Origin of the sequence: Pseudoprimorskyibacter insulae (genome assembly GCF_900302505.1) — a bacterium.
Taxonomy (GTDB): Bacteria; Pseudomonadota; Alphaproteobacteria; order Rhodobacterales; family Rhodobacteraceae; genus Pseudoprimorskyibacter; species Pseudoprimorskyibacter insulae.
The window spans coordinates 656907-681273 of sequence record NZ_OMOJ01000001.1; the positions used below are offsets into that span (position 1 = coordinate 656907).

Annotated in this window: 20 protein-coding genes and 2 pseudogenes; 9 read left to right on the top strand and 13 right to left on the bottom strand. The window is 59.7% G+C overall.

From position 1 onward, the window contains the following. Window positions 1-109: 109 nt before the first annotated feature. Window positions 110-2107 carry a UvrD-helicase domain-containing protein gene (locus tag PRI8871_RS03430; RefSeq protein ID WP_108884772.1) on the bottom strand — a complete coding sequence of 666 codons (1998 nt, stop codon included), beginning with the start codon at window positions 2105-2107 and terminating at the stop codon, window positions 110-112. Next, complete coding sequence (locus PRI8871_RS03435; protein WP_108884773.1) at window positions 2104-4161, bottom strand: ATP-dependent nuclease; 2058 nt, start codon at window positions 4159-4161, stop codon at window positions 2104-2106. The genes PRI8871_RS03430 and PRI8871_RS03435 overlap by 4 nt, the downstream gene beginning before the upstream one ends. 51 nt (window positions 4162-4212) lie before the next feature. On the opposite strand from PRI8871_RS03435, the gene PRI8871_RS03440 reads away from it, so the two are divergent. Then, entirely contained in the window at window positions 4213-4458 is a 246-nt protein-coding gene (locus tag PRI8871_RS03440) for a topoisomerase DNA-binding C4 zinc finger domain-containing protein (RefSeq protein ID WP_245897776.1), read from the top strand. Between the two features lie 149 nt (window positions 4459-4607). Here the strand turns inward: PRI8871_RS03440 and PRI8871_RS03445 are convergent, their stop codons facing one another. The 4 genes from PRI8871_RS03445 to PRI8871_RS03460 all read right to left on the bottom strand — a co-directional run bounded on the left by PRI8871_RS03445 (window position 4608) and on the right by PRI8871_RS03460 (window position 10001). Further along, on the bottom strand, window positions 4608-6101 hold the full coding sequence (locus PRI8871_RS03445) for a hypothetical protein (RefSeq protein ID WP_108884774.1): 1494 nt from the start codon (window positions 6099-6101) through the stop codon (window positions 4608-4610). Then, the gene (locus PRI8871_RS03450; protein WP_108884775.1) at window positions 6098-8014 is read right to left on the bottom strand and encodes a site-specific integrase; all 1917 of its coding nucleotides are present in this window, start codon (window positions 8012-8014) and stop codon (window positions 6098-6100) included. The genes PRI8871_RS03445 and PRI8871_RS03450 overlap by 4 nt, the downstream gene beginning before the upstream one ends. A gap of 120 nt (window positions 8015-8134) precedes the next feature. Beyond that, window positions 8135-8695 (bottom strand): hypothetical protein, encoded by a 561-nt coding sequence (locus tag PRI8871_RS03455; protein ID WP_108884776.1) that lies wholly within the window; start codon window positions 8693-8695, stop codon window positions 8135-8137. Between the two features lie 121 nt (window positions 8696-8816). After that, window positions 8817-10001, bottom strand: a complete 1185-nt coding sequence (locus PRI8871_RS03460) for a hypothetical protein (protein WP_146188639.1) — start codon at window positions 9999-10001, stop codon at window positions 8817-8819. A 494-nt stretch (window positions 10002-10495) separates the two neighbouring features. Between PRI8871_RS03460 and PRI8871_RS03465 the strand changes: the two genes are divergently transcribed. Beyond that, window positions 10496-10879, top strand: a complete 384-nt coding sequence (locus PRI8871_RS03465; RefSeq protein ID WP_181389355.1) for a hypothetical protein — start codon at window positions 10496-10498, stop codon at window positions 10877-10879. Between the two features lie 178 nt (window positions 10880-11057). Here PRI8871_RS03465 and PRI8871_RS03470 read toward each other — a convergent pair whose 3' ends face one another. The 3 genes from PRI8871_RS03470 to PRI8871_RS03480 all read right to left on the bottom strand — a co-directional run bounded on the left by PRI8871_RS03470 (window position 11058) and on the right by PRI8871_RS03480 (window position 16342). Further along, a complete protein-coding gene (locus PRI8871_RS03470; protein ID WP_108884779.1) occupies window positions 11058-14468 on the bottom strand; it encodes a YhaN family protein in 3411 nt (1136 codons plus the stop codon). Then, on the bottom strand, window positions 14465-15679 hold the full coding sequence (locus tag PRI8871_RS03475) for a metallophosphoesterase family protein (protein WP_108884780.1): 1215 nt from the start codon (window positions 15677-15679) through the stop codon (window positions 14465-14467). The genes PRI8871_RS03470 and PRI8871_RS03475 overlap by 4 nt, the downstream gene beginning before the upstream one ends. A 126-nt stretch (window positions 15680-15805) precedes the next feature. Beyond that, window positions 15806-16342 carry a hypothetical protein gene (locus PRI8871_RS03480; protein WP_146188640.1) on the bottom strand — a complete coding sequence of 179 codons (537 nt, stop codon included), beginning with the start codon at window positions 16340-16342 and terminating at the stop codon, window positions 15806-15808. A 268-nt stretch (window positions 16343-16610) separates the two neighbouring features. On the opposite strand from PRI8871_RS03480, the pseudogene PRI8871_RS03485 reads away from it, so the two are divergent. Together PRI8871_RS03485 and PRI8871_RS03490 are read left to right on the top strand one after the other, a co-directional pair. Further along, window positions 16611-16889: pseudogene (locus PRI8871_RS03485) on the top strand (integrase core domain-containing protein); the annotation flags it as partial. Window positions 16890-17060: 171 nt separating this feature from the next. Next, complete coding sequence (locus PRI8871_RS03490) at window positions 17061-17252, top strand: hypothetical protein (protein WP_281258608.1); 192 nt, start codon at window positions 17061-17063, stop codon at window positions 17250-17252. A gap of 9 nt (window positions 17253-17261) precedes the next feature. Here PRI8871_RS03490 and PRI8871_RS03495 read toward each other — a convergent pair whose 3' ends face one another. Next, window positions 17262-18869, bottom strand: coding sequence for an MBL fold metallo-hydrolase RNA specificity domain-containing protein (locus PRI8871_RS03495; RefSeq protein WP_108884783.1), 1608 nt, complete (start codon window positions 18867-18869; stop codon window positions 17262-17264). A gap of 170 nt (window positions 18870-19039) precedes the next feature. On the opposite strand from PRI8871_RS03495, the gene PRI8871_RS19750 reads away from it, so the two are divergent. The 5 genes from PRI8871_RS19750 (at window position 19040) to PRI8871_RS03515 (ending at window position 22292) form a co-directional block, all read left to right on the top strand. Beyond that, window positions 19040-19210 (top strand): hypothetical protein, encoded by a 171-nt coding sequence (locus tag PRI8871_RS19750; protein WP_219928989.1) that lies wholly within the window; start codon window positions 19040-19042, stop codon window positions 19208-19210. Between the two features lie 24 nt (window positions 19211-19234). Beyond that, entirely contained in the window at window positions 19235-19633 is a 399-nt protein-coding gene (locus PRI8871_RS03500; protein WP_108884784.1) for a hypothetical protein, read from the top strand. Between the two features lie 106 nt (window positions 19634-19739). Further along, complete coding sequence (locus tag PRI8871_RS03505) at window positions 19740-20525, top strand: CPBP family intramembrane glutamic endopeptidase (RefSeq protein WP_108884785.1); 786 nt, start codon at window positions 19740-19742, stop codon at window positions 20523-20525. Continuing rightward, window positions 20522-21484 (top strand): alpha/beta fold hydrolase, encoded by a 963-nt coding sequence (locus PRI8871_RS03510; protein ID WP_108884786.1) that lies wholly within the window; start codon window positions 20522-20524, stop codon window positions 21482-21484. Before PRI8871_RS03505 ends, PRI8871_RS03510 begins: the two co-directional genes overlap by 4 nt. Before the next feature lie 526 nt (window positions 21485-22010). After that, window positions 22011-22292 carry a hypothetical protein gene (locus PRI8871_RS03515; protein ID WP_108884787.1) on the top strand — a complete coding sequence of 94 codons (282 nt, stop codon included), beginning with the start codon at window positions 22011-22013 and terminating at the stop codon, window positions 22290-22292. Here the strand turns inward: PRI8871_RS03515 and PRI8871_RS19755 are convergent. From PRI8871_RS19755 to PRI8871_RS03525, 3 genes and pseudogenes are all read right to left on the bottom strand, one after another. Further along, window positions 22239-22457 (bottom strand): annotated as a pseudogene (locus PRI8871_RS19755) (IS3 family transposase); the annotation flags it as partial. The gene PRI8871_RS03515 and the pseudogene PRI8871_RS19755 sit on opposite strands and share 54 nt — an antisense overlap. Window positions 22458-22719: 262 nt before the next feature. After that, the gene (locus PRI8871_RS03520) at window positions 22720-23358 is read right to left on the bottom strand and encodes an SGNH/GDSL hydrolase family protein (protein WP_108884788.1); all 639 of its coding nucleotides are present in this window, start codon (window positions 23356-23358) and stop codon (window positions 22720-22722) included. Next, window positions 23355-24194, bottom strand: coding sequence for an IclR family transcriptional regulator domain-containing protein (locus tag PRI8871_RS03525; protein ID WP_181389358.1), 840 nt, complete (start codon window positions 24192-24194; stop codon window positions 23355-23357). The genes PRI8871_RS03520 and PRI8871_RS03525 overlap by 4 nt, the downstream gene beginning before the upstream one ends. Window positions 24195-24367: the final 173 nt, after the last annotated feature.

A 24367-nucleotide genomic window follows, 5' to 3' on the forward strand; every position in this document is an offset into this window, starting at 1 on the left:
GGTTGAGGATTTGCGGTTCTTGCACGTTGCGCGAGGGCCGGGTGCGAAAGCAGCACTCATGGCGCTAAGCTCTGCGCAGTTCGGCTGGCCATCCGGTGACCAAAATTTATCACTCAAACCATTCGACCCCTTCTTGCGTGACGCGAGCGACGCGCCACCCATTTTCCCGCAGGATACCGATCTCGGCTTCATTGAAGGCATCCGTCCGCATGGCAAGGCAAAGTAATCTGGCAGCTCTTGTCATTGCCACGTAGTGAAGCCTGAGACGCTGCTTTATTCGATCAGTTCGCCCGTTTCCACCTTGGGTTTGCCCTAACAGCCATGGCTTTAATTCTTTCAAATGGTGTTTGTAGTAAAATGTTTCTAAGACCAATGTAGCGGTATGCGTCTCGCCCTTGACCGAGTGAATAGAGCCAACGCGCACTTTGATTGCGGGTGCCTGCGTCTCGTCCCAAAGAACGTTGTTCCGTTTGGCTTTCGCCGCATCAACGTTGCCGATCTCGCTCCAAGCAAGAAATCCATTCGCAGCCGAATTGGTTGCATGTGACGCGCTTAGCGAATGGGCTACTGACTCGAAGAGCACCCTATAGTCCGCTTCCCACCTATCTTGAGTTGGGAATACTCGCGAGACCGCAAATGCTCGGACCAAATATAAATAGGTCTCCAGGGCGTCCGCGTTTCCCTCCAGAAGGTCCATGACGTAGCGGTGGTTTCGCCTTCTTTTGCCGATCGCGGTCTCAGGCGACATTAGACGCGCGAGCCTAAGAACACCTTCAGCGAGCTTTTCAACAAGATCATTTGTTTCTCCAGACAACTCAGCAAGGCGGCGTCCTGCCGCTAAATACTGGAGCAGAGTGTTTGGCTGCGGCTCTGCGCTCGATATCTCTGGATCATACTCGGGCCAATAGTGCCTTATCGAACGTGGTAGTTTGTCGTCAGTGTCGGCCCGGTGAACGGCTCCTACAGCGGTAAAGTCGCCGCTACTTAGCTCAGCCGCTCCAAACTCTTGGCGGAGATAGGCGACATATTCATCAATGACGCGCTCGACGCTATCGTCATCGAGCAAAAAGATCGCGTGACGGCCGACAAGTTCTGGTTCTCCACTGCGTCCGACGCCTCCTTGCCCAACCAAACCATGAGGTGACACTCCAAGCGGATCGGCCAGAGCGGCAACGCTATTCCCGAACCGATAACTATTCGGAATGGTCCGCTTGATATCCTCGATGGGGAAGCTGTCGGTCGCCGCGCCATCCTGGCCCTGATAGCTATAGATCGCTTGGTTCTGGTCGCCAAATCTCTGACGCATTACGGCATGACCGCCGACCACAAAGATGCGCTGAAGCAATCGGGATTGAACCTCGCTGTTATCCTGCACTTCATCGATCATTAGCAGCGGGAAACGATGTCTCAGATGCCGCGTAACCTCTGGATACCGGTCCAACAGATCGGAAGCCCATACGAACATTTCGTCATGGCAGAACAGTCCAGCTTTATAAGAGTCCTGGCAGACCCGTTGCATGTGTTGATAGGTTGCGGACGCCCTATTAAGCACTCCGCCCTTTCCCCAAGGGATGGCACCAAGATCGAAGTCAGAATTCAGGTAGCGCAGCCGATGTAAGCTCCCCTGCCTCTGTTCAAGTGCTCGCCTCGTCACGAATGGAAGCTTACTCCATCTCCATTTCAGGCAAACATCGTCGTCAACAGCCTCGATCTTGATGCCTTTTGATCGGAGCCAAGGCAGGGCGAGGTATTCGTTCACGAAGCCATGGATCGTGCCCACATAGTGCGGGTAAGAAAGCAGCCGTTGTCCTTCGGAGGTTGCCCCAAGTTTCTTTTCAATCTCGCGCCGCGCAGCATTGGTATGCGAAAGGACGCAGATGCCACGCTCTGCTGCGTTCCAATGTCGGGCGAGAATTGCCAGCTTCGCGACGAGCAGAGTGGTTTTTCCGCTTCCTGGGCACGCTTCCACATCCAAGGTCGCATTTGCTCGCAGCACGCCGAGGCGCGGGTCCGCTCCGTCCGGACCAGAAAACGCCGTTTCAGGCAGCCCGAGGACTTTGCAAGCCCACTGCACGTCTTGGTCGCTGACTTCCGGTAGCTCGATCATCCCGGTCCACCTGCAACTTCTGCGTTGGGGGCGGCTGCTCCTTCACCGTTGCCATTTGCCACTTCACCTACGCCGCCCCCGGTGGCGTAGCGCAAGGCCATTGTGACGTAAGGTGGAAGAAGCCGCGCGAGGGCTTCAGCATCGTATCTGCCCCTTGCAACCTTCCACTCCAGAATCTCCGAAAGGTATTGGGCAGCGATTGATTTTGATGCCTTCGGGGAGTTCGTAAACAGGGAATAGACGTGTGCGGCCAACTCTTCCGCGTCACCGCACGCCTTCTGTTTTTCTATGAACTCTGCCTTGGCCGCGCGCGTTGCACGGAAGATGTTCTCGGCTTTGTCAGGTTCGTTGATCTTCTCATCTTGCCGCGCAAGCGTTCCGGCAATCCACACATCTTCAGCCAGACCATGGAGGGCGAGATCATACTCCAGGGTCCAATCATTGGAAACGAACGTCTCGACAAACTGGCCGCTGGCTTTCGCGCGGATTGCCTCGCGGCGCGTATCCAACTCACCAACCGCAAAGTCGCTTTTCATGCGCCACCGACGGTCTTTAAGGGCCGGGAATGGTTCCGTCTTTCCGACAATCACAGGTGCGCAATCCGGCATTACATCCATATCGGTGATGCAGGCGACAGGCACCTTTATCAAACCGTCGGCCTCGGCATCCTTGCGCTGAAATATTCTCGCGAAGCGGCGCAGCCCGACGCCGCCCACGTTGACGATCGACACGCCATGGGCCGCCAAATCCATCCCAATCAGTCGCGCAAGCGTTGGCAGTAGGATGTTCTCGGCATCGCCCTCCACAATCATGACGCCTCTCGCGAAGAAGAGGTTTGCCTTGGTCACGTCGAGGAACCGCTGCAAGAAGCGGTAATCGTCGGGACTTAGCTCCGTGTGACCGCGCGCAAGAGTGAAGGCTTTGCCGCCATGAATGAGAACCAGGCTGTCCAAAGGAATCGCCGAGGCCAGGTTAGGACTGTGCGTTGTCAGAATGATTTGAATTTCGTTCTGGCCATTACCTCCCGATCCACTGGATTGTTCGGCCAAAAACTGCATCAGGCGAAGCTGCCTTTGCGGGTGTAGATGCGCCTCAGGTTCTTCAATGAGCAATAGGGGCAGTCCGACAGCCTCCGAGTTAAGCAGCAAAAGTTCGCAAGCCATAAAGAGCAGGTTATTCGATCCAAGGCCCCGGTTGGCAGGCAGTTCCGGCGTTGCGCCGCTTCTAAGCTCGAGTTCCAGACGTTCGAGAAGCTGGCGAAGCCTTGCGTCTCGGTCGCCTTGCCTGCCCACGGATATTTGGCCTTCGAGGCTATCACCCGCAAAAGAAAGTGGCTTCAGGTAGGTCTCGTTCAGGGTTTGCCGCGCCTGACGAATGCCCTCATGCTCACTGATCAATGCACTTGAATAATCTCCGATCCCAAGAAGGCTGAGGTCAGCTACATTCGGTGCGGGGTTGGCTTCTGGGTCATAGTCTGCACCCACTTCAATGACCTGCTTGGTGCTCTTGAGAATCTCTGACAGCCTTGAACCGCGCCCTGTAGATAGAGCACGCTCGGCATCACGAAGGGGCCGCAAGTATGTTGAGCGCAGCAGTTCACGCGCCTCTACATCAAGTGCCGGGCCATCACCTTTTCTTCCAGTCCTTACCTCTGAAAAGACCATCCTACGGCCACTACGGGCACCGCTTTTGTCCTTGGCGGTCCAGTGGACGTATAAGGCTACATCCGGCTTCTCGCCTTCATCCAAATAGGTCAGGAACTCTGCAAACGCGCCTTGCTCTTTAGGGCTTAGATCATCGAGGCGACAGCAAATGCGGATTTCATTTCGTCTTTCAGCACTGCCCGCAGGCCAGTGAAAGTCGCTATCCTGAACGCGGTAGTATTCCTGATCGCGCGTTCCGAAGATGAACCGCAATGCATCGATGACAGCCGTCTTTCCTGCATCATTTTCCCCCAATAAAGCTGTCAGGCCGGGCGAAAGTGGAAGCACAAACTTTTTTTCTCCCTCGCCAAAACCGCGAAAATTTTCAATCTCAATCTTGCTAATATACATGGCTGCACCGCGCTTCTCGTTTCAAGCCTGATATCTATATGAAAGACAATGATGGTCGCTGAGCCTCATGACAACGCATTTGGCGCAGTCACTCACGAATTCTGCGGTATCGGCCTCCCGGTCCGTTCTCGGGCCAGCAGTGACCTGGTTTGCACTGATTGCGGGGAGACCCAGCTGGCTTGCCCCAGTTGCGAAGCAGGATGGCTTGTCGAACGGCGCGGTCGCTATGGAGCATTTCTTGGTTGTGTCCGGTTCCCTGACTGTGACGGCAAAGCTAAGCTAAAGAAAAGCTCATGACATATTGAAAGAGAGTGATCCCGATGCCATTGTCGCGACCTACGACGAATATTCGTAGGCAGCGACTTCGGGCCGTTCTTGGTCGTCGCAGCGAACGGCAAGTCCACGCCCTTTGTGTCCAATTTTGCACCGGGCCCACGCCATTGTTCTCACTCCGCTGGGGCTGGCAAAGGTTGCCAATTCTCGTGTATCTGATCGGACAATCTCGCTCGCCGGATGCGGCCAGCTTGCTGCCTCCGCTCCACAGATGACCGAGCCAATGTTTCGAGCTGGTATTTTTTCCTGATTTTCCAGTCCACTTGGTGGCACGATGCCATGGCATAGGAAGTCCCGCCATCGCCATTCTCAATCGCTTCGTCTGTATGGAGCATTGTGCGGGTGGTCGTGAAATTATTGCCAGTCAAAGTCTTGAAGATGCGCGGGATGTAGGTTTCTGAAACCGGGGTGCCGTCGTGCAAAGCGAACAAAGTTTGCCTGTCAGACAGGGCTTTCGCACGCGCCTCTGCGATCCGATCCACGTTGGCATCCCCTATCAGCACAGCATCCACGAATTTCCCGTGATCGGCATGCAACGGGACTACCAGATGGTGTGGGGATCGGGCTTGGGTCTTTTGGATTTTCATATCGATTGTCCATTCGCCGTTGTTCCAAAACAGGTTTTCACCAAACACCAAGCTGGCCGAGGCATTTCGCAGTGGAACGATCGGATAAATGCCAAGTATGCATGCGGCATTTCGCATGCGATGCCGTTTTTTCGGGCAGTCGATAGCAGGAACTGCACCAAGCAGGCCGTCCGCCATGTCGAGTATGCGGTTAGTCGTGTTGCCCGTCCTTGCCAGCTCGAAATGCTTTAACGCCTTCTGCTGTCGCTCTCGGCGTTCCAATAATCGCAGGCGTGTCGCCAGGAAACTGATCAGAGTATCATGAAGCCCGATGAAACGCGCAAAGCGATGGATTTCTTCAATTAACGCGCGAACAGTGGCCCACCTCAAGCCATTCTTTCCGGATTTTCTCCGTGCGATGACATCTTGCTGGTAACGATCGACAGTGACTTCAGAAATTTCGATTGGATGGCCCGCGCAACGGCATGACCAGGCAAGTTGACAGAGCTTTTCTCTCGTTCGACGAAGGATCTCCCGACTGTAGACCACGCCATGGCCAGGTCGGCCAAATGCAGCGTTCAGCAACGCTGCTTTCCACGCCTCCGGCAGTTCTTCGGGGTAGACCGAAATCCGGCGTCGCCCCATGTAGGTAGGGGCTGGGCTTGCGAGTGGGTCCCAGAAACTCGCTTGAGCGGGAACTGGAGCTTCCCGAGAACGGCTGTCTTGTTCAGGGGCCATCTTTGGACCGGCTTTCGGTGATGCCGTTTTCAGCATAGCCAAGGCCTTTTCTCCGACCTCGGCAAAACCAGGTATGCAGACCCGCAGAGCATCAAGAAGGTGTTGGCCGGCTGAGACTGGGTCATCTCTCTGTGTTGCCCAGAGCACTATGTCGCCGGAGGACGGGGCCGCCGCCCCTTGCGCCGTTACATACTCGAGGAACGAGTCCATGCACGAGAGCGCAATCAGAGACAGGGTGTCCAAACCTTCGACTTCGTGGAAGTAGGTCCAATGGCCTTTCGCCAGGATCTGTGCACGGTTCATGTCGTGCCCTCATCGACGGACACATCGCGAATGCGATACTGAGACCTACGTTCCGACCGCAGGGCTTGGTGGCGACGCAGGGTCGCGACGCGGTCCACGAAAGCATAATACCGGCGCACTGTTTCCGGCAGGTCTCCCAGAACGTGCGCGAGGTCCTCAATGCAGTTCGGGTCGTGCTTGATTTCGATCGAGCAGTATCCGTGCCGGAAATTGTGTGACGTCATCGGTATGCCAAGACTATTGGAGGCCTCCAGCAACCAGTTGTCGAAAGTCTTGTGGACCATGCTATCAGCTTGAGAAACAAGGGACAAAAATAGGTAGGGAGATTGCTTGGCTCCCGGAAACAGTGGCCTTATCCGCTTGAGATAGAAGCTGATGATCTCCTCGGCATTCTGCCCCGGTTCCCTGCCGCATAGCGGCACGGGCGGGATGGTGGCGCCGCGATCCGTCAGGCTTTTCCCGTTCTTGAGAAGTTCATTTGGAATCAGGATCGTAAAACCCTGCCGCAGTCCTCGGTTGTCGAACATCGTCTGTTGGGCGCCCCCCAGCGAAAGCCCCAAGATGTTCGCTTTCCTGAAAGGCGCGCCCTCGAGGGCAATAGCGGCATAGGCCGCGCTTACACCGAAGACCCGCACGCGCCGCAATAGGCGTTTTGCAGTCCGCCTGAGTCTTCTCGGAAGCTCGGCCATGTTTTTGGGGTCTGATAGGTGCTGCAAGTCGAGTTTGGCAGCCTCCGCCTCGTTCAACGCTTGGAGTGCGACCTTGAAATATGTGACATGCTGCGTCTCGAAAACCGCCATCTTGGCGGGGTCGCCAATCAGACCTCGGCACCATGCCTCGGTTTCGGCGGACATGTATTCGTTGGCTTTTCGCCCTTCCTGAAGCGTTGGCCAATCCTTGCAGCACCGGGCAATCTTGTCTGCCGCGCTGTGGTGCCCATTGCGAAACAAGGCGAGTTTCACACAGTCGGCATAGCGGTAGATCGTGCGTGGAGAGAAAGCCGACTTCTCGCCCTTGCGATGTGCTGAAATCCAATCGATGAGGACCGCTTCGATGTTCTCGTCAGTAAACAGGCCGTTGATCGTATTGAGGTGCGTGATTTCTTGTCGCCGTGCTATCGACGAAACAAAAGCCCCCAAGGCGGCAGAGAAGACCCCAATGGCTCCCTCTGAATGTCTTTCAGCAAGAACGCTTTGTGCAACTTCCGTTTCAGCGCTGGATGGAATGGTCGTAGTGGCGACACGTATCCAGTCAGCGATCTCGCTGGACATACCCGCTGGGATGGATCGAGATCTTCTCAGGCTGATCGTATCAAGTGCCAGAGCACGCTCGGGCAGTCGTTCGGAGAGAGTGTCATACATCCTGAGCCAATCGAGTGCATTGGCCCCCTTCACGACCTTCGACCAATGCGCGGCCGGGACATTTTTGTGTATGGCCAGTAGCGCTGTTCCATTCAGGCCGGTCAACGAGAGATTTTGGGACCGGCAAATGTCGGCAAGGTTTCGGATGGATTTTAGCCTACCAAGTGCAAGAAGCTTGGTTTCTACCAGGCTCTCAAGGTCTGCGATGAGATGATGCCAGTCATCCCTCCTCGACTTTCGTTCGATGCGCGCGCGCAGGTCTCCAGTGAGATGCTCAATGGCACGTCGGCCATCCTCGGCATACTGCTTGTAGGTCGACTGAGACAAACCAGCTTTCGCGATGCGCTCGAGAAGTGGTGCGGATCGATTGTCAAATCTCGGCATCCAATCTCTGTAGGCAGAGACGTCTGCGATGTCCTGGCGCAGGTCATGATGCCGGTGGCGAGCGACGAGGTCACACGCGCGCTCGAGGTTCCGGCCGTATTGCCTCACAGTGGCGTTTTCAGCTGCGAGGCACTGGTCGATGGCATCTTGTATCGTAGGGGTGATCATCGGTGGGCTCCCCTTCCTTTGATTGGCCGTTATTGGGAAGAATGGCCGTTACTGCGCATGCGGTAACGAAAGGTCGTTCGTTTTCCAGTCCCGAAAGCGAACGACCAGTCGTTAATTCGGTCATTGCTGCGTGCCGCCGACGCCGCCGCGCACGATTTGCTCAAAAACGTTGATTGTGGGCGGTGGGAGCGACTCGACATCACCCGCAGGAGCCAACGGCAAGCGCGCATTTTCTGTCTCGACTTGGTCGAATGCAGGGGGCGCCTTGCCCTCTGCCAAAGCCTCGATGATAGACGGTATCCACCGACGTGATCGCGGCGCGAAACCGCCTTCGCTTTCGACGGCCAACTGAACACCAACGGGATACTCCAAAGTGCCGGCCCTGATCTTCCTACGGATGGTGCTTCTCGGGAGACCTGTCTTGCTTGCGAACCATGCGCTGCACTTGAGTGGGCGTCGCAACAAAGCGCGGTCATCTTCATGTCGAGGGATGACCCCGAGGACTTTTCGCCAGACGGCGGCCTCTGGATAGGACCCATCCAGGTCAGTCAGGTTGAAGCGCTTCGCGATCAGGGCAACGGAGTTAGGGCTGACTCCGAGCCAGGCCGCCAGTTCGGATTGATTAAAAAAGCCTTGCTTGCGCTGCTTGAAGTTTTGTCTGTCTGTTTTTCTCTTTGGCATCGTCATCTCCTTGGGCAGGAGATGGGTCGACAATCGATTGGGGAAAAACGAAGGTTCTGAGGGGGAGATGGCTTGTGGGCATGAGGCCACCGGTTTGCTTGCCCGAGACCGAATAGGGGGATTACCCTTGTTGTTGGCGCTTGCGCTGGCGCTGCACGCCAGTTCCCTCAGGCGGAAAAAGATGCAGCTCATCAACGGAAACCGCACGAAGTTCGTCGATCAAGTAGCAGGCTGACAGAAACGCTCTTCGTTTCGCGCCGCTCAGAGTTGCAATCTTGCCCTTGAACCATTCGGGGGCGAGTTCGGATGGGGAAAGTTCCTCGTTGATCGCGGGAGTAGAGACTGCCGCCAAATTTCTCACGCGGGCCGAGGAGAACGCTGCATGTTGCAAGGCGAGGCTCTTCACCTCTGACCATCTTCGCTCGACCTCGGTGAGACCTTTGGGCAGGCCCACTCCGCCCAGTGATCTGAAGCGGCAACTCAGGCGACTTAGGTAGGTCCAATATGTTCCCCGTGACGGACGACGCAGGCCAAAGTCCTGCGGGTCAAGATCGGCGAGGTGTTTGTCGCGGCCGTCGGCGAAGAATGTAGCGGGCGTAGGGTTGTCCGCATCCGTGAACACACAAGCCAATCTCGCTATGCGCCATACGAATGAAAGCGCGTTTTGGTCCGTGCTTCTTGCCCCCGTCCAAAACTCCGCGAGAGCTGGAGGAAGCGGAAAGTGCCGCAAATGGTCAGTCAACTTTGGCAATTTACCAATCGTGGCCGGCGGAAGAATGCCTATTTTTTGAGCCAAGGCCTCATCCTGAAGGGCGTCGATCGCGCCCAGACCTTGTCTGAAGCTCCGGCTGTCTTGTCCGGTCAATGAAGAGTCAATCTCGAGTGCGATGAGCGAAGTGAGGTTCCTTGGCGGCGTGCCTTGAGGAACGCGGCTGCTGACGTGATACAGCCTGTTCGCGAAAGCGCGCCCGCGGCAAATACGAGCTACTCTTCGAAGTCCGTCCCAAGCATCGGTGTCGACCTGAGCTCCGGCTGACAGCAGAAGTGCATCCAGTATCAGATTGCGCCAGCTGTTGTAGCCTGCGACGTCGCTACCGAAGTGCGCTGTCGCAGACGATGGCATCGAGGTCTTGGGGAAACACTGTGCGAACGCGGTGCCTGCATTGTCGTAAACGAGCAGTGGCACGCCTTCAATTCTGGTCAATACCGAGAACGCGGCGAGATACGGTAGCGCATTCCTCGCGGGCAAATCGGTGGGGCAGATTCGACAGTCGGACAAGTGAGCATGAACGTCTGAAAGCTTCATGATACGAATATTGGTCGCCAGCGATCAAAGCGAAAAACATTTGTCACCCTGCGAAGGAGAACATGCTTTGGGTCGGCCCGGGAGCGCGGCGGCTTGGCGTCCTCAGGCGAGCGCTTGCAGGCTGGGAATATGAGACCTTGTTCCGGGATTTTGCGACTTTATTCCGGCTTTCTGCGTCCTTGCGCCGAATTGCTGCGACCTTTCCCCGGAAATGTGCGTCCGGAGTGGGCGCAAGGTGTTGTGATGTTTCAGGTTTTTGCGCCTCTGAATAATAGAATCTGGGAATCAAATAGAATTGGGGGCGTTCGGCGTCGCGAGCCGCCTCGAAACCGCCTGTGGATCGCAGATTGGCGATGGAGTTTGTAGCGTTTTGGCTGAGCTTGAGCTGGACCAATATCCGATCAGAGGATGGAGCGCGACCGGGGAGACCAATGTCTCTTCGCCCAATTTGGAACTGAAAAGGAAGCCTGGCAATGCTGTCAAACCATTTTTCGATGAGCCTGATTGAGACCTTCGGTGATGAGCTGAGCGTGCTGAAGATCGCCACATCTGATTTCCTTTCTGCGGCTCAGTCACGGCCCTTCAATCTGGGAGCACCCGTGACGATGAAGGGTAACTTCGTAGAAGCGTGCAATGTGATTTGTGAACTTGTCGTGCCTCGTTGGGCGTCCTGGGCCAGAATTTCCTTTTCGGCATGTCATCGTGAGGATGCTGAAGTTGAATTTGCTTGCCAGGCAACCTCGACCCTTGCTGGACGCAGCTATATCGAAGCCCTTTCTGCCGATGCGGCGAAGGTTCTGCTGCTACATGACCTGCTCGTTGGAAAGGCTGGGCGCTTGGGGCTGAAGGTTCGGGACGTGCAGGGGGGCGTGAGTTGAAATGCATAGAGTGGCCTGCTGCCTTGGTGGATTGCCGATGAACCGACCTTTGATTTGGCGAGACTGTTGGGTATCGGACGCCTCAGTAAGGACGCGCGGGAATATCTCAGCGCTTGCATGGAGTGGCTCGCACAACAGGACGCATAGCGGGGCACTGTCCCACGGGAGGCGACGCCGGTCACGCCGCAGCGACATCCCTCCCGGGCAATTCGATCACCCGCACACCGCTGATCCGCGCGCGCGCCATCTCTACCAGATGGGCGTGATGGGTGAACAGGATAGCCTGTCCGCGGCTACCCAACTCTGCCGTCAGTTCGAGGGCAGCGCCGGCGCGCTGGTCGTCGAAGCTTTCGAGGATGTCGTCCGTGACGAATGGCAAAGGTCCGGCCTCGCGCACGAAGGCCGCGTGGCCCCCGATGCGCAGCGCGAGATAGAGCTGCGCGCGCGTTCCCGTCGACATGCCGTCGGCCGGCACCGAACGTCCCTCGGAAATCCCGACAAGCCTTTCATCCTGCCCCTGCACCCAAGTGTCGAGACGGGACCATACGCCGCCGGTTAACCTGCGGAATGCAGCCTCGGTGTCAGCCAGCATCGGCCCCCGGCGGCTATCACCGAGACGCCGCAAAGCGGTCCGCGCTGCTGCCGCGCCGATCGCGCGCACTATCGCCTCGCGCGCGCCGCCGGTCAGGTCTTCCAGGATCGCGGCCCGCTCTTGATCGGCCGCCGCCCCGCCGCCAGCCTTCAGGGCGGAGGCAAGCTCCTGCTGCGCGGCGCCGGCTTCTCGGTCCGCGGCAGCACTCGCATCTTCGGTGCGTGTCAGGTCGTCAGCGAGTCCGGCACGTCGGACCGGATCGAGGATCGCCTCTTCTTCGTCGAGCCGCACCGCATCGAGGTCCCGTCCGGTCTCGGAGATCTCTGCTTCCGCGCGTTGCCGCTCGCGACGCAGGTCGTCTCGCTCCTCGAGTCTGGAGACAAGTTGGTCGGGCGGCACGCCGTCGGGCAGCTCCTGACCGGTCAGTAATTCCGATATGCGCCTTGCCGCCAGTTCCTGCGCGGCGCGTGCGTCTTCTACCGCGGTGGCAGCGTCGTCACGCCGCTTGGTCGCGGCGGCGATCTCCGCCGCAATGCGCTCCGCTTGGGTCCGACGCTGGCGTGCTGCCCCCACCAGCAGCTCGGCGGTGGCGGCAGGCCCGACCACCTTGCGAATGCGCGATGCGACCGCCTCGAAGATTTCCAGCGCCTGCTCCATGCGCCCGATCCGGTGATCCAGTTCGCACACTTGATCCAGGGTCTTGGCAAGCTCGGCGGCCACCGGCAGGGCCTCGCGCAGGGCGACCGGCGCCATCCGCACGGCCCAGTTTCCGGCTGCCGCCTCGGCCAGAGCCGCCTTGCGCGCGGCGAGCCTCTCCCACGCACGCTTCACCTTCCGCTCTAATCCGGCCCTCTGTTCCTCTTTGGTCTGCCAGCGCGCGAGGACCGTCCCGGCCTCGCGCAGCTCCGACAGTCGCGCCTTCGCGGCGACCCCAAGGGGCGTATCGTCCAGAGACGCACTGCTCACCTCCAGAGCCTCTCTAACCTTGAGTTGCAGTTCTGCCTTTCGCTTCCCTGCCCGCGCGAGTGTCGCGGTGGCGGCCCGCTGCCGTTCCGCCGCCTCAAGCGCGAGCGCCAGCGCTCGGCGGCGCGGCAGAAACGCTTCCGGCGGGGTGCCCAAGTCGAGCAAGAGACGCGGCGCGAACGCCGCAAGCCGGTCACTCGCGGCCTCGCTCGCTGCCCGTGCAGCCACGGCGTAACGCACGGCGGCGACCTCCTCGGCGCGGGTCGCCTCAAGCTCCTCGGACCGGCGCAACAGCAAGGCGCGCGCCTCGGCCCCCTCCGCGTGGGCTGCCGTGGCCTCGTCGTCGCTGCGCATCGCGGCCTCGAATGTCTCGGCTGTTTCCGCATCAAGGGCCGCGCGGTGCGTGGACCATGCCTGTTCCCGCGCACGCCTCCGGCGCTGGATTTCCGCGATGTCCATCGCCGCAGGGTTGGCCGCGGCGGCGGTGTGGCGCGCTTCGGCTGCCTCGCGCGCGGCAATCGCATCGGCTCGCTGCTCCTCTGCAAATGCCAGCGCATCGGCGGTTCGCGCCGCGGTCTGCACCGTCGACGAGACCTCCTCCTCGGTCGGGAGGCCCTCCGGCTCCAGATCTGTCTTCCAGCCTTCGGGAAGGCCCGCCGCCGCCAACCTGGTCGCCGAGTCGGCCTCCGCCTCTCTTTCGCGAAGCGCCTCCACGTCCGGGGCCTCGGCGCTCAGGCGTTCCCACGCCTCGGCCAGCGCCGCTTCTCCCTGTGGGGCAGGCGGCGCATCGCCCAGCCCATCCTCCGCGTCGGCCAGTGCCTCCTGCGCGCCGCGCAGATCGTGCTCCGCGTCCCTCACCTCCTGAAGCTGCGACTCCAGGAGATCCAGCGTTGCCGGAGCGAGACGCATGTCTTCCGCCGCCGCCTCCGGGCCGCCCAAGCGTGCCGCCAACGCGCCAGCCGCTGTCGCGAGCCGGTCGCGCTCCGCGTGCCGCTTTTCCAGATCCGCCTCGGCCCCCGCAACGCGCAGCAGCAACGGCTGGTCGTCGAACCGCAGCCCATCCAGATCGTCGAGCAATGTGCCGAGATCGAGCCCTTCCGGATCGAGCATCAGCTCCTCCGACAGCAGCTTGGCCGCTTCGGCATGGTCCTCCGTGGCGCGGCGTTCTCGTTCCGCGGCCTCTCGCGCTTCCGCGGCGACGCGCACCACCTCGTGCGCGACGCCCTGCGCCATGTCAGGCCCCTTGGGATAGCCCTCCAGCGCGGTTGTCAGATCCGCGTTTCGAGCACGCAACTCCCGCCGCCGCGCCGCCGCATCCGCATAGGCGACCGCACGGCGTGCCTCGGCCACAGCGTCGCGCGCGTCCTGCGCTGCCGCCTCACGGGCTGTCACGGCGCTGTGGAGTTCGTCGAAGCGTGTCGGCGAGAGCCGCCGCTCGCGCACCTGGGTCTCCAATTCCCTCAGCCGTCGCTTGGCGGCCGGTAGCACCTGCGCGCTACCGCCTTTCTTGTAAAAGCGGTCCACCTCCTCACTGACTTCGTCCAGCGCGCGGGACAGGCCAGAAAGCCCGCTCGTGCCGGCATGGAGGAGACGGCCGAGATCTCCTTTCGCGGCAGCGATCTCCTCACCGCCGGCGCGCAAGACGGCATCGTCCAGCGAAAAGCGGGTGCGGTAGGCATCCCGGTCGAGGCCATGGAGCAATGCCGCAAGGCGGTGCTCGGCCACCTCGCGCCCACTGCCGTCCGTGAGGGAGCCGGTGTTGCGCGCAGTGCGTTGCAGCACGAGCGGCCCCTCCGCCGTTTCAAGCTCTGCACCGACGAGTAGATCCTTGCGCTCGAAGCGGAAGGCATATGGATGGCCCTGCCTCTGGAACCCGTAGAGCAGATCGAGCCAGGCGGCGAAGGCGGTGCTTTTGCCAGCCTCGTTGGGTCCGAAGATGACAGTGACATCGGTTGCCTCACCCGCGGGCCCGAAATCCAGAGAAGTCCCCTCGAAGCGACCGTAGCGCGCGAGATCCAGTCGGCGCAGCCTCATGTTCTCTCCGCCAGCGCCAAGCGCGCCGCGACGGCGGCCAGACCTTCCTCGATCAGGTCGTCGAGCTCAGCAGGGTCCAGCACCTCGCGCAGTTCTGACGGCAGAACGTCCCGGAGATCCGTCAGCATCCGCTCCGCCTCATCCCTGAAGCCGGGGCTCTTGGCCTCTTCCCGCATCGCCGCCGCGAGGTCACCGACGAGAGCGGGCACGTCCGGCGCTTGACCGGCACGCACCAGCACGCGATCGAGATGCAGGCCCTCAATATCCTCGACCAGCACCTCGAGATAGCTTGCCGCCTCGCCGGACCGCGCCGAGAAGAGCTGCGCGCCGGGTCCCGAAAGTGCAACCCGCAGGACGGTCGGGACATCGCCCGCGCGGGCGACGGCCAGAGCCGCCCGCAGCCGATCGGTCCGGGCATCCTGCGCCTCCTCCGCCGGCATGGGCAGTTCGACCTCGCGGAACGCGATCAGGCTAACGGGGATCGCCTCGGCCCGCGCGCCCAGCCCGTCGATTTCTACCAGGGTCACCGAACCACCATCCACCTCACGAATGTGCCGACCCTGGGGAATGCCCGCCATGACCGCGAGCACGCTGTCACCGCGCCACTCCTGCCGCTTGTGGATGTGTCCCAGCGCCCAGTAGTCATAGCCGTGCCCGAGCATCTCGGACACGGAACAGGGTGCATAGGGATCGTGCCCGCTCGTGCCGTCCGGAGAGCAGTGCATCACGCCGACGTTGATCCGTCCGGGCACGGGCGCCGGATATCTGGGCAAGAAGCTCCGCGTCTCGGGCTGGCCGCCGTGCGACAACCCGTGAAAGCTCACCCCACTGATATCGACCGTGGGACGATCGTGGTCCAGGAGCATCACGTTTTCGCCGAGCGGACCGTATCGCGCATGATCCAGCAATCCGTCGTGGTTGCCGCGGATCAGAATCGTCGGGATGCCGGCAGAACCTAACCGCGACAGCGCCACCGATAGCACCGTTCGCGCGGAGACATCCGGCACGCCATTGTCGAACACATCCCCGGCGAGGACCAACGCATCGACCTGATGCTCGATCGCAAGATCGACGATCTTCCGCAGGACGTCCCGCGACGCGTTGCGCAGTCGTTCCCCGAGAACAGGATCACGAAGCGCCACCGAGCGCAGCGGAGAATCAAGGTGAAGATCGGCGGCGTGCAGAATGCGCATATCAGGGAGAATATTCATCCCATTGGAGACCACAACACTTTGCTTTGCGTCGCGGCACCAATTCGACCATGAAAGCAGACGAGGAATCGCTCGTCCGATGGGGTCACTATCGGACGAGCGGCGGAAATCGACGGCCGCGTGATCTCATAGATCGAAAAATACGTGAGCGATCTCAGTCGCATTCGGAGCGTCTTTTATGGCATCGACGAGAATGCGGAATTCTACGGCACGCTTTGGAAAGTCTTCGTCATGCGCTTCCATGAACTCTAAGTATTCCAGCCAATCCAAGCGCCCTTCATGGGACGACAGCTGCACTCGGAGTTCGCTCCGAAAGTGCTTGAAGTCTGGGTCGAGCGGGCTCCATTCGAGTCCAGGCCGCTCGACTTTCGGCTTCAGGCTCATTGATGGTGCCATCGTGAAATTCAAGCGGTCACTGTGTAGCCAGAGATCCTCGTCACTGGGGACAAAATCACCTTCTTCGGCATCATCCTCCCCGAGGGGTATTGTCGGCGGAGTTCCAACATTGTCTACGATCAACCCGAAGTCAGTCAAACAGGTATACTCGCATTCCGATGGGTGAGAGACTTCCGCAACGATTTCGCGCAACCTTTCGATGGTTGGAGCAGCATAGACGCCCGCCCAATATTTTTTATCAATCTCTCTTACAAGAGCAACGATCATAGGGATCTCCATTGTCCAGAGCTTCCAATGTCCCGGATGGCCCATATTGAGCCATATGGTGAGCCCAGTGGGGTTCCTTCTATTCCGGCCATCAGACGCAGTGGTGCACGTTGAAACCATCGGGTGGCGGCTTGTCGACTCAGGGATTTCCGCAAAACCGAACTTTTTGCCAGATACGGCACGGCCGCTCGTCGCTCGTTGCACCAATCCAGCATCGCAAGATGGCCTCGACCTCATTGAGATCTTGGCGGGCTCGAACCATGGCGACACCGCAAGGCTGGGTGCAGCCGAAATCAAACCTTCGGTCGGCAGCGATGGCGACAGCTACGACAATGCCTTGGCCGAAACCATCAACGGCCTATTCAAAGCGGAGGTCATCCATCGGCCCGGCCCATGGCGCAGCTTCGAGGCAGTCGAATACGCGACGCTTGGGTGGGTCGACTGGTTCAACAACCGCCGTCTCCTCGAGCACATCGGGAACATCCCGCCAGCCGAGGCAGAGACAGACTTCTACGCGTCGCTGGCAAGTGAAGACTTGGCCGCGTAACTAACCGCAACCAGCCTCCGGCAGACACGGCGCGGTTCACCGCCGGCCCTGGCGCAGACCATGTGCATGAACATGCTGTTGATCCTGGAGATCTTCCACCTGTTCATCATCCGCAACATGTATGGCGCATCCCTGTCCTGACAGGCGATCCGCGGGATAAGGGCGGTCTGGATCAGCCTTGCGGTGATTGTCCCGGCGCAGTTCATCGTGACCTACGTTCCGCTGGCCCAAAAGGTCATGGGCACCGCTGCCGTATCCTTGGCGGACGGGGTGATCAAGCTGGGCATCTGCGTGGTGTTCTTTGCGACCATCGAAATCGAGAAACAGATCCGGCTGACGGTCCGGCGCGGGAATAGGCGCTGAGCCCATCGATTATCGCTTGGTGTCTGACCCCTCGTCTTCGATCGCGCGCCGCAATCGCCGGATGAGAACGCCACGTTCCTTGTCCGAGGCAGCGGCGCTGAGGGCATCGTTCAGGTCCAGGAACAGCCGCGACACGTCGTTGTGCCAGTCCATTCGGGCAACGCGCTCGGGATCAAGCCGTGGCTTCGGCGTATCGCCGACGGGCGACGGACCATCCGCCTTCAGTTCGTAGGACGCGTCCAGCCGTGGAATGACCAGGCGGTCCCTTGGAACAATGGTTTCAATGCGCCTGGCCAACCCGTCAAGCGCGGGTGGCTCGCCATGCACAAGGAACACGCCGCCGGAGACTGGCTGGCGCGCGGCAACCCATTCCGCAAGTTCCGGCCCGTCGGCATGGCCGGAATAAAGATCAAGCGACCGGATGCGCGCACGCACTGCGATTTCGTCGCCCTGGATGCGCACGGTTCGCACGCCGCTCTGCAACAGCTGGCCCAGCGTTCCCGTCGCCTGGTATCCGACCAAAAGGACTGTTGCCTCATCACGCCAAAGCCAGTTCCTGAGCCTGTGGCGCACGCGGCCCGCCTCGCACATGCCGCTTGCTGCTATGACGATGTGGAAGTCGCGCTTGTGGTCCAGCGAACGACTTTGTTCGCCGGTCTGGCTGAAATGCAGCCAGTGCGCTTCCAGGCTTTGGGCCAGGGTCGCCCCCCCTTCAAGTTCGCCTCTGTGACGGGCGAAGACCTCGGTGGCACGAATGGCAAGGGGGCTGTCCAGGTAGATGGGGACAGGCGGCAACCTGCCCTCCGCGATCAGTTGCCCGAGGTCCGAAATCAGTTCTTGTGCACGCTCCACCGCGAAGGACGGTATGATCAGGGCGCCTTTCGGATGCATTGCCTTGAGGACTTCGTCACACAGCTGCCGGCGCCGCTCCTCGGAACTCTTGTCCATGCGGTCCGTGTCGCCATAGGTCGCCTCGCAGACCAGGTAATCGATGTCGGCCGGCCCTTCGGGATCGGCATGCAAAAGCTTGTGATCCGGGCCGATGTCGCCGGAAAAACAAAGCCTCATCGGCTTTCCATCCGGCTGGTCGATTTCGATTTCGACCGTGGCCGATCCAAGCATGTGTCCCGCATTCCAGAAACGCGCACGCACCCCTTTCGCGACGGGAAACCAGGTGTCGAAGTCCTGATTCCGCATCGCTTTCAGGGTCTTCTTGACGTCAGTGGAATCATAAATCGCGTTGACGCGCCGGCGGCCGCGCTGGTCTGCCCGCCGGTTGAACTGCTCGACCTCGAATTCCTGGATGTGCGCACTGTCCGGAAGCATCACTGCGCACAGGTCGTAGGTTGCCGGGGTGGCGTAGACCGGCCCCTTGAAGCCTTCGCGAACGAGTTTCGGCAACAGCCCCGAATGGTCGATGTGGGCATGTGTCAGGACCACTGCGGTGATGTCGGCGGGCTCGAAAGGAAAGGGGCGATAGTTCAGCTCCTTTTCGGACTTCGCGCCTTGGAACATGCCACAATCCACCAGGATGTCCCCCGCCGGGGTGCCGAGCCGAAAGCAGGACCCCGTGACAGCCCCTGCGGCCCCATGAAAACTCAGGCGTGCTATGGTCATGAGCCGTCCTCCCCTTGCTGGGTCCCGCCTTGCCGTCTCGCGGGCGCTGAACCGCTGAAACGGCTCGAAAAGTCAATTCTGCCCCGTAGCTTCAGTCACATTGCACTACCACGCAAGAGCCACAAATATTTGTCAGGAACACCAACATCCGGCACGAAAAGAGATCCCCGATGGACATCCGGAATATCCTTGTGCCGCTGAGCGGGCTTTTTGCCCCGGACGATCCGGTGAGCCTCGATGTTCCCGCACTTCAGGTCTCGACGCAGCTGGCACACCTCTTCGGGTCGCAGGTCGAGGTATTGTGCGCCCTGGGGCCAGCCGGAGCAGAGGCGAACGGGTGAGTTTCCTGGATTCCGGACTACGGCATGGATGCCGTTCTGGATGCCATGCACAAACAGGATGCCGTGCGCCGCAAGCGCGCCCGCAAGTCTTTTAACTCGGTCTTCGGACACAGAGGCAATGCCGACGGCATGAATGCACCCTTTTTGGAACGCAGCGGCGTGGTCGGTGCATCGGTTGCCAAGGCACCCGGCCTTGGTAACCGATATGGAAGCAAGCCCGCGGAAACCCCGCCGCCTGAAGTTTTTAGGTCCAGGCAAAAGATGACCTTCGCCTACGGGCTGATGGCAAACAGCAAGGGGACGCAGGCGGCCTTGCGGGTGTGCAGCGCAAGAAATCTGGCCCGTCGATCTGGGATGAGGCGAACGGGCCAATTCCGAGCATCACATTCCAAGCCCAGAAAACACCGGGCCGAACTCAATTGATGCACATCACTGCTGCCGTTTTGCGAATCGGATAACGATTCCCTGCACGCCGATGATTTCCGGGGGCGGGGACGCCTCTTCCATTTGGAAAAGTGAGCGAGGCCCGATGCCGTCACGCGCAATTCCGACCTTCCTGGCCATTACCTTCCTGATCACCTGGGGGATTGTCGGGTTCTACCTGCTGGCACCCGAGAGGGCTTTGGCCTGGTTCGGAGAGATCAGTGGCGCGCACCCGCTATTCTTCCTGGCGACATGGGCCCCCGCCATCGCGGCTTTTGCTCTCATCCTTGGCTACACCGGCGTGACGGGCCTGCGGCGTTTCCTGTCGCGGCTGTTGCTGTGGCGGGCGCCGGCGGGATGGGTGGCCTTTGTCCTGATCGTCCTGCCATTGGTTTTCGTTGCGGGATCGCTGATTAAGGGCGGCCCGGTGCTGGCGCCGCTTCCGCCCGAGGGCGCGGGCCCTGTCTTCGCAATCATGGTGATGATGCTTTTCCTTGGTCCGATCGAAGAATTCGGATGGCGCGGTGTCTTGCAGCCGCTTTTGCAGCGCTACGTCGCGCCAATCTGGGCGGGGATGCTGATCGGTGCGATCTGGGGTTTCTGGCATCTTCCGGCTTTCTTTCTTGCAGGCACAGTGTTTGGCGGCTGGGACTTCATGCCCTTCTTCGTGGGCAACGTAGTGCTGGCCATATTGGTGACACCGATCCTCAACCGGACGGGGGGCAGCTTGTTGTGGCCGATGCTGTTTCACTGGCAACTCATCAACCCGTTCTGGCCAGACGCACAGCCATGGGACACGTGGATACTGTGCGTCGTGGCCTTGGTCGTGGTCTGGTGGAACCGTGACACCATGTTCACACGGGCGGGTGCGGTCACAGAGGTGTCCGGATGATGTCTCGTCGTGCCCTTCTCGCAGGATTGGGCGGCCTGATGCTGGCGGGTGGCGCCTATGTAACTGGTGCTTACCGGACCGCACTGGCAGCGGCGAATGCGCAAATCTCCCGCCGCAGCAGCCTGATCGAGACAGAAGCCGGGCCGATCGAATACGCCGTGGCGGGTGATGGGCCGCCCGTAATGATGATCCACGGCACCGGTGGCGGTTTCGACCAGGGCCTGCTGTTCGCCAGCGCGCTCCGCGACAGTGGCTTCCAGATCGTCGCCCCGTCGCGTTTCGGGTATCTGCGCAGCGCCTTCCCCGACGATGCTTCTCCCGCGCATCAGGCCGACGTCCTGGTGGCGCTTCTCGATCACCTTGGTATCCAGCGCCTGCTTGTTATGGGGGGATCTGCGGGGGCATTGACCGCAGCCGAATTTGCGCTGCGGCACCCGGACAGGTGTTCGCATCTCGTCCTGCTGGTGCCGGCCGCCAACCTGACAGGGCGCGACCCGGTGGAGTTCACCGCCGTGCAGCAGATGGCGGTGAATATGGTGCTGAACTCGAACCTGGCCTTCTGGTCGCTTTCGAAGCTTGCAAAAGGCCAGATGATCCGCACGTTGCTTGCAACCGACCCATCGCTTCTTTCCCGGGTGGCGCCGGAGGAGAGACAGCGCGCCGAACTGATCCTCGATGGGCTGATGCCGATCAGCCGCAAGGCAGATGGCCTGCGGACCGACGGTTTCTGGGCTGGCACCCCGTCCCCGACCGCCTACGAGGACATCACGGTGCCAACCCTGATCCTGTCGTGCGACGACGACCTGTTCGGGACCGCCGATACCGCCCGGCGCCTGGCCGATCGCATTCCCGACGCGACCCTGACGATCTGGCCAGAGGGCGGACATATCTGGCTCGGACACGATGCCGACATAGCCCGCGAGATCACGGCATTCTTCAAACCGCGGGCTGGGCAGTGAAACCTCAAGTGGTCAGGCCGCGCGATGCGCTGCCGCACTCCATGGGCAGGGAAGGGTGCTGAAATTGGACTGCGCATCGGCAAGCTGCTGCACGACGCGCACGAGAGCGAGGTGGGGCACTCAGAATTCCGGATTTGTGCCTGGTCTTTGGTCGGTCGCCTCCAGAGAGCGCCCGGGACCACGACACCATGTTGCGCTTGAGGTGAACTGCGTCCGCGTGCACAAATTTGGTCGGAAACTCGAAGCGGGGTGCCGTAAGCATTTTGCGCGATTTCGACTTGACACCATATCCTAATGTTTGCTATTTAACCGTTAGATATCAATTGCTTAGCACAGAATCCTACCACCCCAGCCAAAAATTCCAAAAATAAATGCAATAACAACGGATTGCCATTCGGCGGCTATAGTTCTTGACTCGGCGTTTCGCCGGGGGGCAGGTCGCGCCTTCGGGTGACTCGCGGCGCGGCGCTCGGCGCGCAAGCCCGACAGCAATTTGCGCATGGAATGGAAAAGAGCCGGATGACGCTTGGTCATCCGGCTCTTTCCTTTTCTGAGCTCCGGCAAACGAACTCATTTCCTGCCCGGTTCGGTGATCGGCTCGCTTTCGATCGCCCAACAAACGGGGTCGGGCGAGATGCTTGAGGCACAATTCAAAGACTACACCAGCAGCGAGCAGGCGCTGATCTGCCGGGACCTCGTGCTCGACCGCATGACCCGGATTGGACCTGTCACGTATTTGTGCCGCCGCAAGTGCTCATTTGGGCACTTTCCGTTCGAATGCGACCGGGCTTTTCCAGCCCAATACTGAGTGCCGTCGCCGCGGATTGTAGAAGCCGTTGATGTATTGGAAAATGGCGGCTTCAGCCTAGCGACGGGTCTCCCAAGTGCGCCGCCATATAAGTTCTGCCTTGACGGTATTGAAGAATGTACCGACAGCGGCGCCATCATAGCAGCTGCCTTTGCCGCTCATCGATGCGCTCTCCTTCAGTTATTCGGTCATCCGGTGCCGGCCATAGCTGCCCAAGCTCAGTCGTGATTGCTCCTTGATGTGGGTCAGAACCACCATGTCCATGCGCTGTCCGCGGCCTGCGCGGCTTGCAGCGTGCACGCCAAAAGCGATCGCATCTGCTAGAACCGCAGTGAAATTGTATTTCTTGGGATCCTACTTTGTCACACGCCTGCCGCCACAGACATGAAGCTAAAGAGCCGACTAGATGGCAGCACGTCGAAGCGGTTTAATAAGTCGACTCAATCTGCTTTGCCATGGCCTCGGCGATTGCGAGGTGAGCGTCCGGCGACAGGTGAACCCCGTCTATGGGCGACACGGTTGCCACAGTGCCCGCATCAAAAAACGCCGCGCCGAATTCTGCTGCGACAGAGGCGAACAGATTGGACAGGCGACGCGATTTTTCTGCCCCGCCTGTCAGGCTTTCGGCGCTTGGGCCGGTTTCTTCGATGGGCACCGGTGCAACCACGAGGACCGAAGGCGGTGCGCCAGAGGGCCCGGAAGGGCTACGGGCAATCCGCTGTAGCAACGCGCGCAGACCTTTCGAAATGTCCAGCGCGGATAGGCCCAGATGGGCTTTTAGATCATTTGTGCCAAGCATCACGATGATCAGATCAATAGGCGCATGGCATTCGAGGGCCACGGGAAGATGTGTGAGGCCGTTCTTGTGCGGCCCATCGAAAGGGTTGTCATGGCAGGTTGTTCGACCCGGCAGTCCGTCTTCGATCACATGCCAATCATCGCCCAACAGGGTTGCCAGTCGACCGGGCCAGCGCACATCAGGACCGTAGCGAAACCAGTTCGCATCCGGTGTCATGGGCGAAGACCCATGTGTGTTGGAGTCGCCGTAACAAAGGAGCGTTTTCATGATTTGTGACTGCTATCCATGAGGGAGTCGCCGATCCTCGCACCGGCAATCGCGCCCTGAAAACCAAGAGCGGCCGAGGCCTCTTGTCCCGCCTCGCGCAGCAGGGCGATGTATTCGGGCTTTTTGGCTTCGTCGAAACGGAAGATGGGAAAAGCGATGCTGATCGCGGCCACGGATTTGCCCATGTGATCAAGGATTGGCGTTGCCATGCATCGCACGCCTGCTTCGCTCTCTTCGATTTCTTCGGCGTAGCCCTGTTGCCGGACGGTTTCGAGCTGGGCGCGAAACTCAGCCGGGTCGGTAATGGTGCGCGGGGCGATGGGGTCAAAGGCCATGGCGCTGGTTCTTTCACCGATCTCTTCAGCGTCACACCATGCCAAGAGCGCCTTCCCGAGCGATGTGGAGTGCAGCGGGTTTCGCAAACCGAGGGTGGATTGCATAGACAGGCTGTAAAATGAATCGAACTTGTGGATGTAGGTCACTTTCTGCTCGCGGCTGTCCATGACCCCGAGGTTGATCGACTCGCCCGTCGCGCGGGACAGTTTTCCCATGACGCGATCCGCGACTTTGAGCAGATCCGCGCGGCCACTCAAAGATCGGGCGGCGAGGCTGAACAATTTCAGTGTCAGCGAATATTTCTCTGTGTCGGCGTCCTGCTCGGCATAACCGAGGTCCACGAGGGTATTCAGCAACCTGTGCGCCGTCGTTTTGGATGTCATGGCAGCCTGCGCAATGTCACTCAGGCTGGCCGTTTTCGCATCGGTCAGCGTCTCGAAGACAGCAAAGACCTTGAGGACCGCTGCGGCGTTTTCAGTTTTGACGGGCGAATCAGACATGGTTTGCATTCTTCTCTTTTCGGAACCGCATTCCGCTTTTCTTGAGCGGGATTGTCAACAGAGCAATCAAAAATTTCAGCAACACACTGAAATTACGTGATTAATTATCTATTTGGCCGCTCATAAAACTCTGTTGCCAGACGGAATGGATTGTGGTTTCTTTAAAAATGGAA

What these genes read in the sequence shown, in the direction of transcription:
- PRI8871_RS03430 (WP_108884772.1), bottom strand. Translation starts at nt 2,107, where the DNA reads ATGATCGAGCTACCGGAAGTCAGCGACCAAGACGTGCAGTGGGCTTGC.
- PRI8871_RS03435 (WP_108884773.1), bottom strand. Translation starts at nt 4,161, where the DNA reads ATGTATATTAGCAAGATTGAGATTGAAAATTTTCGCGGTTTTGGCGAG.
- PRI8871_RS03440 (WP_245897776.1), top strand. Translation starts at nt 4,213, where the DNA reads ATGGTCGCTGAGCCTCATGACAACGCATTTGGCGCAGTCACTCACGAA.
- PRI8871_RS03445 (WP_108884774.1), bottom strand. Translation starts at nt 6,101, where the DNA reads ATGAACCGTGCACAGATCCTGGCGAAAGGCCATTGGACCTACTTCCAC.
- PRI8871_RS03450 (WP_108884775.1), bottom strand. Translation starts at nt 8,014, where the DNA reads ATGATCACCCCTACGATACAAGATGCCATCGACCAGTGCCTCGCAGCT.
- PRI8871_RS03455 (WP_108884776.1), bottom strand. Translation starts at nt 8,695, where the DNA reads ATGCCAAAGAGAAAAACAGACAGACAAAACTTCAAGCAGCGCAAGCAA.
- PRI8871_RS03460 (WP_146188639.1), bottom strand. Translation starts at nt 10,001, where the DNA reads ATGAAGCTTTCAGACGTTCATGCTCACTTGTCCGACTGTCGAATCTGC.
- PRI8871_RS03465 (WP_181389355.1), top strand. Translation starts at nt 10,496, where the DNA reads ATGAGCCTGATTGAGACCTTCGGTGATGAGCTGAGCGTGCTGAAGATC.
- PRI8871_RS03470 (WP_108884779.1), bottom strand. Translation starts at nt 14,468, where the DNA reads ATGAGGCTGCGCCGACTGGATCTCGCGCGCTACGGTCGCTTCGAGGGG.
- PRI8871_RS03475 (WP_108884780.1), bottom strand. Translation starts at nt 15,679, where the DNA reads ATGAATATTCTCCCTGATATGCGCATTCTGCACGCCGCCGATCTTCAC.
- PRI8871_RS03480 (WP_146188640.1), bottom strand. Translation starts at nt 16,342, where the DNA reads ATGATCGTTGCTCTTGTAAGAGAGATTGATAAAAAATATTGGGCGGGC.
- PRI8871_RS03495 (WP_108884783.1), bottom strand. Translation starts at nt 18,869, where the DNA reads ATGACCATAGCACGCCTGAGTTTTCATGGGGCCGCAGGGGCTGTCACG.
- PRI8871_RS19750 (WP_219928989.1), top strand. Translation starts at nt 19,040, where the DNA reads ATGGACATCCGGAATATCCTTGTGCCGCTGAGCGGGCTTTTTGCCCCG.
- PRI8871_RS03500 (WP_108884784.1), top strand. Translation starts at nt 19,235, where the DNA reads ATGGATGCCGTTCTGGATGCCATGCACAAACAGGATGCCGTGCGCCGC.
- PRI8871_RS03505 (WP_108884785.1), top strand. Translation starts at nt 19,740, where the DNA reads ATGCCGTCACGCGCAATTCCGACCTTCCTGGCCATTACCTTCCTGATC.
- PRI8871_RS03510 (WP_108884786.1), top strand. Translation starts at nt 20,522, where the DNA reads ATGATGTCTCGTCGTGCCCTTCTCGCAGGATTGGGCGGCCTGATGCTG.
- PRI8871_RS03520 (WP_108884788.1), bottom strand. Translation starts at nt 23,358, where the DNA reads ATGAAAACGCTCCTTTGTTACGGCGACTCCAACACACATGGGTCTTCG.
- PRI8871_RS03525 (WP_181389358.1), bottom strand. Translation starts at nt 24,194, where the DNA reads ATGTCTGATTCGCCCGTCAAAACTGAAAACGCCGCAGCGGTCCTCAAG.